The sequence below is a fragment of the Paraperlucidibaca wandonensis genome, from assembly GCF_042677145.1.
Classification (GTDB): domain Bacteria; phylum Pseudomonadota; class Gammaproteobacteria; order Pseudomonadales; family Moraxellaceae; genus Perlucidibaca; species Perlucidibaca wandonensis.
Genome location: NZ_JBHTIT010000001.1, coordinates 2,037,210 through 2,050,653, shown reverse-complemented (window position 1 = coordinate 2,050,653; position 13,444 = coordinate 2,037,210). Strand labels below are relative to the sequence as shown.

Below are 13,444 nucleotides of genomic sequence, written 5' to 3'. Positions count from 1 at the left end.
AGTCATGGCAGAATTAACGACCGTTGCACGTCCTTATGCTAAGGCCGCTTTTCAGTTGGCGCAGGGCGAAGGCAAGTTGGCCGAATGGTCAGGCATGCTGGCGCTAGCAGCACAGGTAATTGCAAATACTGAATTTGCTGCCTATGTCGCTCGCCCAACGCTTAGCGCTAAAGATCAAGCCGATGCGTTATTGGCTGTGGTCGCTGATCAGCTCAATGAGCAGGGCCAGAACTTCATTCGTCAACTCGCTGGCAACAAGCGCTTAGCCGCATTGCCTGCAATTAGCGGCTTGTTCGATGAGCTGCGCGCACAAGCTGAAGGCGCTGTCGATGTGGCAGTAACTGCGGCCTTTGCTATGAGTGATGAGCAGCAAGCAGCGATGGCTCGTGTGCTAACTGAAAAACTGTCGCGTCAGGTCAAACTGACGACGGCTGTCGACGCCAGCTTAATTGGTGGGGCCGTGATTCATGCCGGTGACTTAGTCATTGATGCCTCCGTACGAGGCAAACTCGGCAAGCTTCGCGCCACCCTGAATACTTGATAATTCCTTCGAGGAAGAGAGCATCATGCAGCATCTGAATCCCTCCGAGATCAGCGAGCTGATCAAGAGCCGCATCACAGACCTAGATTCGTCTGTTGAAGCCCGTAACGAAGGCACTATCGTTGGCGTAGCCGACGGTATCGTGCGTATTCATGGTCTCGCCGACGTTATGTACGGCGAAATGATTGAGTTCGACGGCGGTGTCTATGGCATGGCCCTCAACCTCGAGCGTGACTCTGTTGGCGCCGTGGTTTTAGGCGGCTATCTGACATTGCAAGAAGGCCAAAAGGCTCGCTGCACAGGCCGCATTTTAGAAGTGCCAGTTGGCCCTGAAATGTTAGGCCGCGTGGTTGATGCTTTGGGCATGCCTATCGATGGCAAAGGTCCAATCAACGCTAAGCTGACCGATGCCGTTGAGAAAGTAGCTCCCGGTGTTTGGTGGCGTCAGTCCGTCGACCAGCCCGTACAAACTGGCTACAAATCTGTCGACGCGATGATTCCTGTTGGCCGTGGCCAGCGCGAGCTGATCATTGGTGACCGTCAAACCGGTAAAACAGCATTAGCTATCGATGCCATTATTGCGCAGAAAAACTCTGGCATTAAGTGCGTCTATGTTGCTGTCGGTCAGAAGCAATCAACCATTGCTAACGTGGTGCGCAAGCTCGAAGAGTTTGGTGCCATGGCTTATACCACGGTCGTGGCCGCTGCCGCTGCTGAAGCACCAGCCATGCAATTCTTGGCACCATACTCCGGCTGCACCATGGGCGAATATTTCCGTGACCGCGGTGAAGACGCACTGATTGTTTATGATGACTTGTCGAAACAGGCTGTGGCCTACCGTCAAATCTCATTGCTACTGCGCCGTCCACCAGGCCGTGAAGCCTATCCTGGCGACGTGTTCTATCTCCACTCCCGTCTGCTTGAGCGTGCTTCGCGCGTGTCTGCTGAGTACGTAGAGAAGTTCACCAACGGCGAAGTGAAAGGCAAAACCGGTTCATTAACCGCGCTGCCTATCATTGAAACGCAAGCAGGCGATGTGTCGGCTTTCGTTCCAACCAACGTGATTTCGATCACGGATGGCCAGATCTTCTTGGAATCATCGCTGTTTAACGCTGGTATTCGTCCAGCCGTAAACGCCGGTATTTCGGTGTCGCGAGTTGGTGGCGCTGCGCAAACTAAGATCATCAAAAAGCTGTCGGGTGGTATTCGTACCTCCTTGGCTCAGTATCGTGAACTGGCTGCATTCGCTCAGTTCGCTTCTGATCTCGATGAAGCTACACGTAAACAGCTAGAATTGGGCCAGCGCGTGACTGAGCTGATGAAGCAGAAGCAATTTGCTCCACTCAGCATCGGTGACATGGCGCTGTCGATTTTCGCAGTCAACGAAGGTTACTTAAACGATGTTGCAGTGAACAAGGTATTGGATTTTGAAGCCGCCTTGCACAGCTATTTCAACAGCGAAGAAAAAGCGCTGATGGACGACATCAATGCCACCGCTAACTACGATGGCAAGATCGAAGCGGCACTGCGTGCCGGTATCGAGAAGTTTAAGGCCACCCAAACCTGGTGAGCCACGGGAGGCTCGGCCTAGTGCCGAGCCAACACCCAGCAAAGAGTCGGTGAGGCTATGGCCAGCTTAAAAGAAATTCGCGTCAAGGTAGCGAGCATTAAAAGCACGCAGAAGATCACGAAAGCGATGCAGCTCGTGGCCGCCTCCAAGATGCGCAGGGCCCAAGAGCGTATGGTGGCAGGTAAGCCATATGCTCAAAAGATTCGTCAAGTAGTGGCTCACGTTGCGCATGCAACGCCTGAGTACAAACATAGCTACTTGATCGAACGCCCGGTGCGCCGTGTTGGCTATATTGTTGTGTCGTCTGATCGTGGTTTGTGCGGCGGTTTAAACATCAACTTGTTCAAGCAAGTGGTGCAGTCCGTTCGCAGTTACCGTGAGCAAGGCGTTGAGTCTGAGTTTTGCTTGATTGGCACCAAAGCCACGACATTCTTTAAGAATGTTGGCGGTAAAGTGGTTGCAGCTAAAACCCATATGGGTGATCAGCCTTCGTTAGAAGCGTTGATAGGCAGCATCAAAGTGATGTTAGAGCACTTTGACGAAGGCAAAATTGACCGTTTGTATTTGGTGTCTAACGAGTTTGTAAACACCATGACGCAAAAGCCGACGCTTCAGCAGCTATTGCCTTTGGCAACAGGTGGTGACGATGATCTCGGTCAGCGTAGTTACAACTGGGATTATCTCTACGAGCCAGAAGCTAAGCCGCTTTTGGATGCGCTGTTGTTGCGCTTTATCGAGTCCCAAGTGTATCAAGGTGTCATTGAGAACGTGGCCTGTGAAATGGCGGCGCGTATGGTGGCTATGAAATCAGCTACCGACAACGCCGGTGATTTGATCCGTAGCTTGCAGTTGGTTTACAACAAGGTACGCCAGGCAGCCATCACCCAAGAAATTTCCGAAATCGTTGGTGGTGCCGCGGCTGTTTAAGCCGCGCATCACTGCAGATAGCATTACGAGTTTTAGAGGATAACCCCATGAGCAGCGGTCGTATTGTCCAGATTATCGGCGCCGTCATTGACGTCGAATTCCCGCGTGATAGCGTACCTAGGGTTTATGACGCCCTGATGGTCGAGGCCACGTCAACAACCCTAGAAGTTCAGCAGCAGCTGGGCGACGGCGTCGTGCGTACGATTGCCATGGGTTCAACCGAAGGCCTGAAGCGCGGTCTGGGCGTTGCTAACTCTGGCGGCCCCATCAGTGTTCCTGTTGGTCAAGGCACGCTGGGTCGTATCATGAACGTACTCGGCGAGCCAGAAGATGAAGGCGAACCGGTCGTTTGCGAAACCAAAATGTCGATTCACCGTAAAGCGCCGTCGTATGACGAGCAAGCGGGCGGTACAGACTTGCTAGAAACAGGCATCAAAGTCATCGACTTGCTGTGCCCGTTCGCCAAAGGCGGCAAAGTAGGTCTGTTCGGTGGTGCCGGTGTTGGTAAAACCGTAAACATGATGGAATTGATTAACAACATCGCTAAAGCGCACAGCGGCTTGTCCGTGTTCGCTGGTGTGGGTGAGCGTACTCGTGAAGGCAACGACTTCTATCACGAAATGAAAGATTCGGGCGTTCTCGACAAAGTGGCCATGGTTTACGGTCAGATGAACGAGCCACCCGGCAACCGTCTACGCGTGGCGTTGACCGGCCTGACCATGGCTGAGTACTTCCGCGACGAGAAAGGCGAAGACGGCAAAGGCCGTGATGTTCTGCTATTCGTCGACAACATTTATCGCTACACACTGGCAGGTACCGAAGTATCGGCACTGTTGGGTCGTATGCCATCGGCTGTGGGCTACCAGCCTACGCTGGCTGAAGAGATGGGCGTTCTGCAAGAGCGTATCACTTCGACTAAAAACGGTTCGATTACATCGATCCAAGCCGTATACGTTCCTGCCGATGACTTGACTGACCCATCGCCAGCTACAACATTTGCTCACTTAGACGCCACAGTTGTGTTGTCGCGTGACATCGCCTCGCTAGGTATTTACCCAGCAGTTGACCCGCTCGACTCGACTTCACGTCAGCTCGATCCACTGGTCGTTGGCGATGAACATTACGAGATCGCTCGTGGTGTGCAGAACGTGTTGCAGCGTTATAAAGAATTGAAAGACATCATCGCGATTTTGGGTATGGATGAGCTTTCGGAAGAAGACAAATTGGTCGTCTACCGTGCTCGTAAAATCCAACGTTTCTTGTCACAGCCTTTCCACGTCGCCGAAGTATTCACCGGTGCACCTGGCAAGTATGTGTCATTGAAAGAAACTATCCGTGGCTTTAAAGGTATCTTGGCCGGCGACTACGATTCTCTGCCAGAACAAGCGTTCTACATGGTCGGTGGTATCGAAGAAGCCGTCGAGAAATCCAAAAAGCTGTAAGTTGCTAAGGCCTGCGGCTTAACAGCTGGGGCTTAGGAGTAAGACATGGCGAAAACGATTCATTGCGATATCGTCAGTGCGAAAGAGTCGATTTTTGCTGGTGCCGCGACCTTGGTCGTGGCACACGGCACGCTCGGCGACGTCGGCATTACCCCTGGTCATGCCCCGTTGCTGTCGCAGCTGGCTCCAGGTCCAGTGCGCATCATGAGCGAAGCGGGTGACGAACTCGTGTATTACGTGTCGGGCGGTGTGATTGAAGTGCAGCCCAATGTAGTCACTATTTTAGCCGACACCGCTTTGCGTGCTGCTGATATGGATGAGGCTGCGGCCTTGGAAGCACGTAAGCATGCGCAAGAAGCGCTGACTAATCAGAAGAGCGAAATGGACACTTCGGTGGCCCTTGCTTCTCTAGCTGAGGCTGCTGCTCAGCTGCGTACATTGCAAGCGATGAAAAATCGTAGCGGTCGCGGTTAAGTTCGTAAAGTGTAATTAGCATATAAAAGGCAGCTTAGGCTGTCTTTTTTTATGCTTGCAAAAAATGCGACGGAAGTAGCCCGTCTTCAGGCTCGCAGACCGTGATAATCCGTGCTAAAACTCTAAACACAATAACAACATATAGACGTTGGAGTACCACGTGAAAACGGTGATGCAAGTACTGCAAGGAAAATCTAATCAAGCCACTTACACCATTACGCCGCAAGCGACCGTGCTCGAGGCTATTAGCTTAATGGCCGATAAAGGCATTGGTGCATTGATCGTTGCTGAAGGCGATCGCATGGTTGGCATTGTCAGTGAGCGTGACTATGCGCGGAAAGTCGTGCTGATGGAGCGTTCGTCATATAACACTTTGGTTCGCGACATTATGACCAGTGCCGTATTAGCTGTAACTGCAGAGGAAACGACTGAGCGCTGCATGGGCATCATGACTGAAAAGCGTCTACGTCATTTACCAGTGCTCAGTGGTGAAAATATCATTGGCATCGTCTCCATTGGTGACTTGGTGAAAGAAGTGATATCGGAGCAACAGCAAATCATTGAGCACTTAGAGCAATATATTCGCGGAGAGTAGTCGGTAAGAGGCTTTGTGATATCAGGTATTAGCGTCCAGTAACGGCGTAATAAAATCAGCTAGGGCGTGTCCAATTGGCATAGCCCTAGGACACACGCCCTTATGCGTAGCACTTTCTCTGCACACCGCACATATTCCTCCCTTTCCAAAGCTTTCTACTTAGTGTTGGCGCTTACTGTCGCTACACCAATGATGGTCAGCACGGCGCTAGCAAGCACAGCCTTGCCAGCGAGTCTTGCAAAACTACCTATTAGCGAACAACCAAACTGGCTTGACTGGTCAGAGTCAGTGTTTGCCGCTGCAAAAGCACAAAATAAACTCGTCATTCTCGATGTAGCCGCTGTGTGGTGCCATTGGTGCCACGTCATGGATGAGAAAACCTATGCCGACAAGGATGTTCGAGCATTATTGGCGAAAAATTATCTTTCTATACGAGTTGATTACGATCAGCGCCCAGAACTTGGGCTGCGTTTTCAAGATTATGGATGGCCAGCGACTATCGTGTTTAATGGCAATGCTGAGGTGTTGGCAAAACGAGCAGGCTATATCGATAAAACTGAGCTACAAAGCTTACTGACTAATTTAGTAAAAAGCCCAGTAGCTGAAGAGGCCAAAGACAAACCAATACGAATAGCGATTAGCCCAGAGCTTTCTAATGGCCTGCGCAAGGTCTTGCAAACTAAACATATCGATAGCTATGACTCAGTTCAGGGTGGCTTGCGCCAAGCCATGAAGTACTTAGAGCGAGATAGCGTTGAGTACACATTACTGCTGGCGCAGCAGGGTGACAAGTCGCAAGCTGCGCAAGCACAACAAACCTTAACGGCAGCTTTGGCTTTGCAAGACCCGGTATGGGGCGGGTTTTATCAGTACTCAACGCATAGTGATTGGCAGCATCCTCATGTAGAAAAAATCATGTCGGTGCAGGCAGGGTACTTACGTCTATACGCTTTAGCGTTTGCGCAAAATAACTTAGCCACATATGCAAGTGCCGCAAAACATACCGTTAGCTATTTGTACGACTTTTTACGTAGTCCAAAGGGCCTTTTCTATAGCAGTCAGGATGCGGATGTGACGCCTGGGGTGCATAGCGTGGCGTATTTTAAACTAAGCGATGCTGAGCGCAGAAAGCAGGGCATTCCGGCTGTCGATAAACGGATTTACCCACGCGAGAATGGTTGGGCGATTGAGGCTTTAGCGACGTGGGCTATGGTCAGCGGCGATGGTCAAGCGAGAGCGATGGCGGTAACCGCCGCACAACAAATGATACGGGTTCGAGGAGTGCGTGATGGGCACTTTCAGCACGATGAAAAAGCTAGCGCAAATGCATACTTGGGAGATCAGCTAGCCATGGCGAGGGCCATGCTGGCGCTGTATAGCTTGACCAGTGAGCCATCTTGGCTAAGCGCTTCGGTGAAAACCAGTGATTTTATCTTGCGTGAGTTTAGCGAGAGTAGTGGTGGCTTTAGGACGCATCAGCGTGTCACCAAGATTGATCCAGCATTTCGACAGAATAGCGAAAATATCAATCTTGCCCGTCACTTGAACCTACTTGCCCAATACAGTGCCTTGCCCCGCTTTAGGCTAGGTGCTGAACATGCAATGCGCTATTTGGCGACACCTGCAGTGACGGCGAGAATTAGCACGGAGGCGGGTGTATTAATTGCGGATTATGAGCTGGCGAATAGTCCGCTACACATGACCGTGGTGAGTCGCGGCGATAATGAAAAAGCTAAGGTCTTGCTGGCAGTAGCCTTAAAGCAGCGGCCGGCATATCAACGTGTCGAATGGTGGCAGAAAGATCGCGGCGCATTAATGGATTCAGGTGTGAGCTATCCGGTACTAAGTGAGCCAGCAGCTTTTGTTTGTACCGAGTCTCGCTGTTCATTACCGAGTTTTACCGAGGAGCGTTTTCAACAGCTGATCCGCGCGCTAACAGGGTCTACAGCAAATTAAAGCAGTTCGTGTAAAATGCCCGCCATTGCAGTAATAGAACAGTTGGTAACATGGCATTACAGGTCGTTATTCTAGCCGCAGGCAAAGGCACACGTATGCGCTCAGCGCTGCCCAAGGTCATGCAACCTTTAGCAGGCAAGCCGCTGTTGGCCCATGTGCTAGATGCTAGCCGAACACTTGGTGCTGAACGCCCCATTGTGGTCTATGGCCATGGTGGCGATGTTGTACAAAATGCCTTTGCCAACGACGCTATTGATTGGGTCTTGCAGGCCGAACAAAAGGGCACAGGCCATGCGGTACTAGTGGCCCTGCCAGTACTTGCAAAAAAAGGTAGTACGCTGATTCTGTATGGCGATGTGCCGTTACTTTCCGTTAGCACATTGCAGCGCTTACTCGCAGTTTGCGAGGGCAAAAATGAGCTCGGTTTGCTTACTGTCACGCTCGATAATCCCACCGGTTATGGCCGCATTGTGCGCGAAGCTGGCAAGGTATCGCGCATTGTTGAGCAGAAAGACGCCAGCGCCGATGAGCTACTCATTAAAGAAGTGAACACCGGCATTTTGTGCGTACCAAATGCCTTATTGCATAAATGGCTGCCTGAGCTGCGTAATGCCAATTCGCAAGGTGAATACTATTTAACAGATTTGATTGGCATGGCTACCGCTGAAGGCGTGGCAGTAACGGCAGTGCATCCCGAAACGCCGTGGGAAGTGGAAGGCGTCAACGACAAACTGCAATTAGCCACGCTAGAGCGCGTATGGCAACGTGCTCAGGCCGATGCGTTGCTCCGCGCCGGAGTGACTATAATCGACCCTGCGCGCGTGGATATTCGCGGCGAGTTAGTGCATGGCCAAGATGTACTACTCGAGCCTAATGTACAGATCAATGGCCGAGTTGTGCTTGGTGATGGAGTACAAGTAGGCATGGGCTCGGTATTGAGTAATTGCGAAATTGCCGCAGAGACCATTATTAAACCCTATAGCATCATCGACTCAGCAAGCATTGGCGAGCGCGCGCAGATAGGCCCGTTCGCGCGTATCCGCCCAGGCAGCGAATTAGGCGCAGATGTGCATATTGGCAATTTTGTTGAGACCAAAGCCACGCGCATGGGCGCTGGCTCAAAGGCCAATCATCTCACCTATTTGGGTGATGCAGTTATTGGCAGCGGCTCAAATATTGGCGCAGGCACGATTACCTGCAATTACGACGGCGCGAATAAACACTTAACTACCATCGGCGACAATGTGTTTATTGGTAGCAATAACTCCTTAGTGGCGCCCGTAGAAATCTCTTCAAATGCGACCACTGGTGCAGGCTCAACTATTACCAAGTCAGTGGCCCAGGCAACGCTGGCGGTAAGTCGCGCTAAACAAATCACTCTTGATGGTTGGCAGCGCCCGACTAAAAACACGACAAAATAAGGATATCTGTATGTGCGGAATAGTAGGTGCGATTGGCGAGCGTAATGTCGCTGAAGTTTTGATCGAAGGCTTGCGCCGCCTCGAGTACCGCGGCTATGACTCCGCAGGCCTGGCCGTCATTCACGACGGGGATATTATTCGTGAGCGCGAAATGGGAAAAGTGCAGGCGCTCGCCGATGTGAGCGCACATGTACATGGCCATTTGGGCATCGCTCACACCCGCTGGGCTACCCACGGCGCGCCAACGCAAGACAACGCACATCCACATCGCTCCGGTGATATTGCGGTGGTGCACAACGGCATTATCGAAAACTACGAGTCACTGCGCGAGCGCTTACAGGCTGAAGGTTTTGTTTTCACATCACAGACCGATACGGAAGTTGTGCCGCATTTGATTCAATCAGAGCTGCGTAAAAACCCCGACTTCATGGGTGCAGTGAGGGCTGCTGTTGCGCAGCTGCATGGCGCTTTTGCCTTGGGCATTATTCGCGCCAATGAACCATCGCGCTTGCTAGCTGTTCGCCAAGGTTCGCCATTAGTGGTTGGTATTGGCATCGGTGAAAACTTTATTAGCTCTGATCAGCTCGCGCTATTGCCAGTGACTAACCGCTTTATTTACTTGGAAGAGGGCGACTTCATTGAGGTCTGCGCCAAGAAAGTCACCATTTGGAATGGTCGTGGTGTTGAGGTTAGCCGGCCAATTGTAGAGCTAGACGCCACGCTGCATGCGAGCTCGAAAGCTGGCTATAAGCACTATATGTTGAAAGAAATTTACGAGCAGCCATTAGCGATTGAACGTACTTTGGCTGGCCGTGTTAGCCAAGGCAAAGTGGCTATTGATGCTTTTGGCCCGCAAGCAGCGACGTTATTTGCGAAAGCGCGTCATATTCAAATTTTGGCGTGCGGCACAAGCTATCACGCCGGTTTTGTGGCGAAATATTGGCTAGAAGCGATTGCGGGTATTTCCTGTCACGTAGAGGTCGCGAGCGAGTTCCGCTATCGCACCACGGTACTGCCTGCCGACACATTGCTAGTAACCATTTCACAGTCGGGTGAAACCGCCGACACCTTGGCCGCTTTACGTGAAGTTAAGTCACGTGCGATGGGCTCACTTTGCATTTGCAACGTGCCGACATCCACCTTGGTGCGCGAATCTGATTTGGCGTTCATTACGCATGCCGGCCCCGAGATTGGTGTGGCGTCGACTAAGGCATTTACTACGCAGTTAGTTGCGCTGATGCTTTTGGTGCTAGCGACAGGTCGCCAGCAAGGCAATTTGAGCGCCGAGCGCGAGCAAGATATCGTTACCCAGTTGCAGGGCTTGCCAGCTTTGGTTGATCAAGTATTAGCGATGGATCCTGCTATCGAGCGCATTGCTGATGAGTTTGCAGATAAGCATCACACGCTGTTTCTAGGCCGCGGTACGCAGTATCCGGTAGCAATGGAAGGCGCTTTGAAGCTGAAGGAAATCTCGTATATTCATGCCGAGGCTTATCCAGCAGGTGAACTTAAGCATGGCCCGTTGGCATTAGTTGATCAAGACATGCCAGTAGTCGCCGTGGCACCGAAAAATGATCTCATCGATAAGCTAAAATCGAACCTGCAGGAAGTTAGAGCTCGCGCAGGCGTGCTCTATGTCTTTGCTGATCAGAATGCTGATGTACGCGAAGAGCCTGGCATTAAGGTGTTCTCTATGCCAACTGTTGCCGATGAAGTTGCGCCGATTCTTTACACGATTCCATTGCAGCTTTTGTCTTACCACGTGGCGATTACCAAAGGCACTGATGTTGATCAGCCGCGCAATTTGGCGAAGTCGGTCACAGTAGAATAAGAGCAGATATGCGTGGGTGCCAAAATCACTGGCACCCACGTCGTCTTACAGCTCTATCCCGCTTAAAAATGAAGGTTGCTGGCGCTCTGCCAGTGCCTGCTCTCGTAGTAGTAGCTCCATAGCCTCGGCAGTCACCGGCCGACTAATCAAATAGCCTTGCACGATATCGCAGCGCTCTTGCTCCAAGAAATGATAGTGCTCACGCGTTTCCACGCCCTCAGCAACCACCTTCATGCCAAGCTCATGTGCCATGGTAATGATGGCGCGTACGATGGCGCCATCTTCATTTTGCGTGCCAACATCGCGGATAAAGGACTGGTCTATCTTTAGAATATCGAGTGGGAAGCGGCGTAGATGGCTCAATGACGAATAGCCGGTGCCGAAGTCGTCGAGGGCTATGCTCACACCCATGCGGCGAATCTGTTTGAACAAACTAATGGCCAAGTCTGGGTCATCCATCAGAGATGTTTCAGTTAGCTCAATTTCCAGCTGCTTTGCGCTTAGGCCGCTATCATCGAGCGCCTGCTCCAACAGCTGTAGCAAATTACCTTTGTGCAGCTGCTGTGGCGGTATGTTGACGGCCACATGAAGCTTGCCAAGACCAGCATCGGTCCATGCTTTCAGCTGAGTTGTGGCTTGAGACAATACGCGCTCGGTAATAACCGAGATCAGCCCGGTTTCTTCAGCCAATGGAATAAATTTGCCCGGATGCAAAAGGCCCAGAGTTGGATGTTGCCAACGTACTAATGCCTCCATGCCGACGATGCGCTGACTGGCCAGCGATAGTTTCGGTTGGTAGTGGACAATAAATTCATCGCGGAAAATCGCTTTGCGCAGACTGTTTTCTAGATGCAGTTGCTCAACAGTGGCGCTGCGCATATCTGGACTATAACGTCGCCATTGATTACCGCCTAAGCGCTTGGCTTGCTGCATAGCGAGATCGGCGTGATTGATTAAAATGGCTAACTCACGGCCGTGTTCGGGGAACTCGCAAATGCCTAGGGATGCACCCAACAGTAGTTCATGATCGCCGATGCGGAAGGGCGCACGCAGGCTGCCGATGACCTCTTCGCTCAGACGTTCGAGATCATCATTGCTGTGAACATCGGGGAAAATCAGCGCGAATTCGTCACCACCAATGCGCGCCAAGGTGTCGAGCTTGCTACCCAGCTCAGTGAGGCGACGGCCGGTTTCGCGCAAAATACTATCGCCAACCTCGAAGCCTAGCGACTCATTGACCTGGCGAAAGCGATCGAGGTTGATGAATATCAGCCCCACGCGAGTTTGAGAGTCACGGGCATCGCTTATGGCAGCATGCAGACGATTACGGAACTGGCGGCGATTAGTCAGCTGAGTAAGGCGATCATAGTTAGCTAAATAGTCGAGCTTGCGCTGGGTTTCTTCGGCTTCGCGTTCGCGGGTGATGTCTCGGCGAGTGCCAAGCATGCGCTCTGGCCGACCTTGTGCTGTCCAGTTCACCACGCGGCCGCGATCCTCCACCCAAACCCAGTGCCCGCGCGCGTGTTTGATGCGATAGCGTGCCTCGAAGCGCGGCGTGCGACGGCGTAAATGGCGAATAATATTGCGCTTAACCAAGCGAATATCGTCGGGATGAACTAGGCCATTAGCGGCATCAAGTAGCTTGCGATTACCAATGCCCTCACAGCCAAGTAATGGCTCTAAGTTGGTATGAGTGATTTCTTGGTCAAGAATATGCCAATCCCATAGCGCCATTCCTGATGCTTCGATAGCGAGAGTTAGGCCTTCTTGGCTTTCCATCAGTGCCTGAGTGCGCTGCGCTACGCGCTGCTCAAGCTCTTCGTTCAGATTTTGCAGCTGCGTTTCAGCGATAGCGCGAGTATTCACTTCGCGAGCTAGCAGACGGTTGGTATCTAGGGTGCGGGCTTGTGTATCGCGGAGGAATGAAATCAGATCTTCATTGCTTAAGCGCAGCACAATAGCGTCGCTGACCATGCGATTAAGATAGCGAGCGCTGAGTATCAGAAAGACCCACCACACCGTGCCAATAGTCGACACCATAAGGCTCGTTGACGTTGGATGCAGTAGCAAATACGCCACTGCGGGCAGAAAGGCGGTAAGCGTAAAGCCAACAAAGGCGCGCAAATGGCCAGCATAGGCAGCGAGGGCGGTGATGCCTTGAGCGCCAAGAAGAGCGGATAACAAAATTTGTCGACTAGTAATGTCGGCATACAGCTCGCCATTGAGGAATACGCGAGGGTTGAGTGCAACTAAAGCGAAGGCCCAAAATGCGCCCGTTAATACGGCAGTGGCTATTAAAATAGTGCCTAGCCAACGTGACCGTAGCTGAGGACTTCGGCTTAAGCCCCAGACCAAAAAGCCACGAAAGATTAAAAAGCCAATAAAGCTGCCGCCCCACAATGCGATGACTTTATTGCTGGCGTAAGGCCAGTCCCAAAGTATCCAAACCGCTAATAACACCGACAACGAAGTGATGATGAGAAAGCGCGGCAGTTGACGCTGCACTTGCGCAAGCAATGTCGTGCGCAAACGCTCGCTATGGCCAAGTGGCGCAGGGCGAGAGGGAGCATTTGTGTGCTCGGTAGCGTCGCCAGAGATGGCTGAGCGTGACATGGATGACGGCCCTCGTCGGTCGCCCTTATGAGTGGGCGCTCTGTTGTTGCAATGGCTTACCTTACCATTCTCTG

General features: G+C 51.9%; 10 protein-coding genes. 9 read left to right on the top strand and 1 reads right to left on the bottom strand.

Going from position 1 to position 13,444, the window contains the following annotated elements; translation table 11 throughout:
* Positions 1-4 precede the first annotated feature (4 nt).
* From ACFQ0F_RS09735 to glmS, 9 genes are all read left to right on the top strand, one after another.
* A complete protein-coding gene (locus ACFQ0F_RS09735) occupies positions 5-541 on the top strand; it encodes a F0F1 ATP synthase subunit delta (RefSeq protein WP_340675885.1) in 537 nt (178 codons plus the stop codon).
* 25 nt (positions 542-566) lie between these two features.
* Positions 567-2,111 carry a F0F1 ATP synthase subunit alpha gene (gene atpA / locus ACFQ0F_RS09730; RefSeq protein ID WP_379071595.1) on the top strand — a complete coding sequence of 515 codons (1,545 nt, stop codon included), beginning with the start codon at positions 567-569 and terminating at the stop codon, positions 2,109-2,111.
* Between the two features lie 57 nt (positions 2,112-2,168).
* Positions 2,169-3,038: a F0F1 ATP synthase subunit gamma gene (gene atpG / locus ACFQ0F_RS09725; protein WP_340675887.1), complete on the top strand. Its 870-nt coding sequence runs from the start codon at positions 2,169-2,171 to the stop codon at positions 3,036-3,038.
* A 47-nt stretch (positions 3,039-3,085) separates the two neighbouring features.
* Entirely contained in the window at positions 3,086-4,480 is a 1,395-nt protein-coding gene (gene atpD, locus ACFQ0F_RS09720) for a F0F1 ATP synthase subunit beta (protein WP_340675888.1), read from the top strand.
* 45 nt (positions 4,481-4,525) lie between these two features.
* Positions 4,526-4,954: a F0F1 ATP synthase subunit epsilon gene (locus tag ACFQ0F_RS09715; protein ID WP_340675889.1), complete on the top strand. Its 429-nt coding sequence runs from the start codon at positions 4,526-4,528 to the stop codon at positions 4,952-4,954.
* Between the two features lie 160 nt (positions 4,955-5,114).
* Complete coding sequence (locus ACFQ0F_RS09710; RefSeq protein WP_340675890.1) at positions 5,115-5,549, top strand: CBS domain-containing protein; 435 nt, start codon at positions 5,115-5,117, stop codon at positions 5,547-5,549.
* A gap of 102 nt (positions 5,550-5,651) precedes the next feature.
* Positions 5,652-7,505 (top strand): DUF255 domain-containing protein, encoded by a 1,854-nt coding sequence (locus ACFQ0F_RS09705; RefSeq protein WP_379071590.1) that lies wholly within the window; start codon positions 5,652-5,654, stop codon positions 7,503-7,505.
* Positions 7,506-7,555: 50 nt separating this feature from the next.
* Complete coding sequence (gene glmU / locus ACFQ0F_RS09700) at positions 7,556-8,926, top strand: bifunctional UDP-N-acetylglucosamine diphosphorylase/glucosamine-1-phosphate N-acetyltransferase GlmU (RefSeq protein ID WP_379071587.1); 1,371 nt, start codon at positions 7,556-7,558, stop codon at positions 8,924-8,926.
* Between the two features lie 10 nt (positions 8,927-8,936).
* Entirely contained in the window at positions 8,937-10,757 is a 1,821-nt protein-coding gene (gene glmS, locus ACFQ0F_RS09695; protein WP_379071584.1) for a glutamine--fructose-6-phosphate transaminase (isomerizing), read from the top strand.
* A gap of 45 nt (positions 10,758-10,802) precedes the next feature.
* Here the strand turns inward: glmS and ACFQ0F_RS09690 are convergent, their stop codons facing one another.
* Positions 10,803-13,370, bottom strand: coding sequence for a putative bifunctional diguanylate cyclase/phosphodiesterase (locus tag ACFQ0F_RS09690; RefSeq protein ID WP_379071581.1), 2,568 nt, complete (start codon positions 13,368-13,370; stop codon positions 10,803-10,805).
* Between the last annotated feature and the right edge of the window lie 74 nt (positions 13,371-13,444).

Bases quoted from the DNA above. Each gene is read 5' to 3' on its own strand.
- ACFQ0F_RS09735 (WP_340675885.1), top strand. From the start codon at position 5: ATGGCAGAATTAACGACCGTTGCACGTCCTTATGCTAAGGCCGCTTTT.
- atpA (WP_379071595.1), top strand. From the start codon at position 567: ATGCAGCATCTGAATCCCTCCGAGATCAGCGAGCTGATCAAGAGCCGC.
- atpG (WP_340675887.1), top strand. From the start codon at position 2,169: ATGGCCAGCTTAAAAGAAATTCGCGTCAAGGTAGCGAGCATTAAAAGC.
- atpD (WP_340675888.1), top strand. From the start codon at position 3,086: ATGAGCAGCGGTCGTATTGTCCAGATTATCGGCGCCGTCATTGACGTC.
- ACFQ0F_RS09715 (WP_340675889.1), top strand. From the start codon at position 4,526: ATGGCGAAAACGATTCATTGCGATATCGTCAGTGCGAAAGAGTCGATT.
- ACFQ0F_RS09705 (WP_379071590.1), top strand. From the start codon at position 5,652: ATGCGTAGCACTTTCTCTGCACACCGCACATATTCCTCCCTTTCCAAA.
- glmU (WP_379071587.1), top strand. From the start codon at position 7,556: ATGGCATTACAGGTCGTTATTCTAGCCGCAGGCAAAGGCACACGTATG.
- glmS (WP_379071584.1), top strand. From the start codon at position 8,937: ATGTGCGGAATAGTAGGTGCGATTGGCGAGCGTAATGTCGCTGAAGTT.
- ACFQ0F_RS09690 (WP_379071581.1), bottom strand. From the start codon at position 13,370: ATGTCACGCTCAGCCATCTCTGGCGACGCTACCGAGCACACAAATGCT.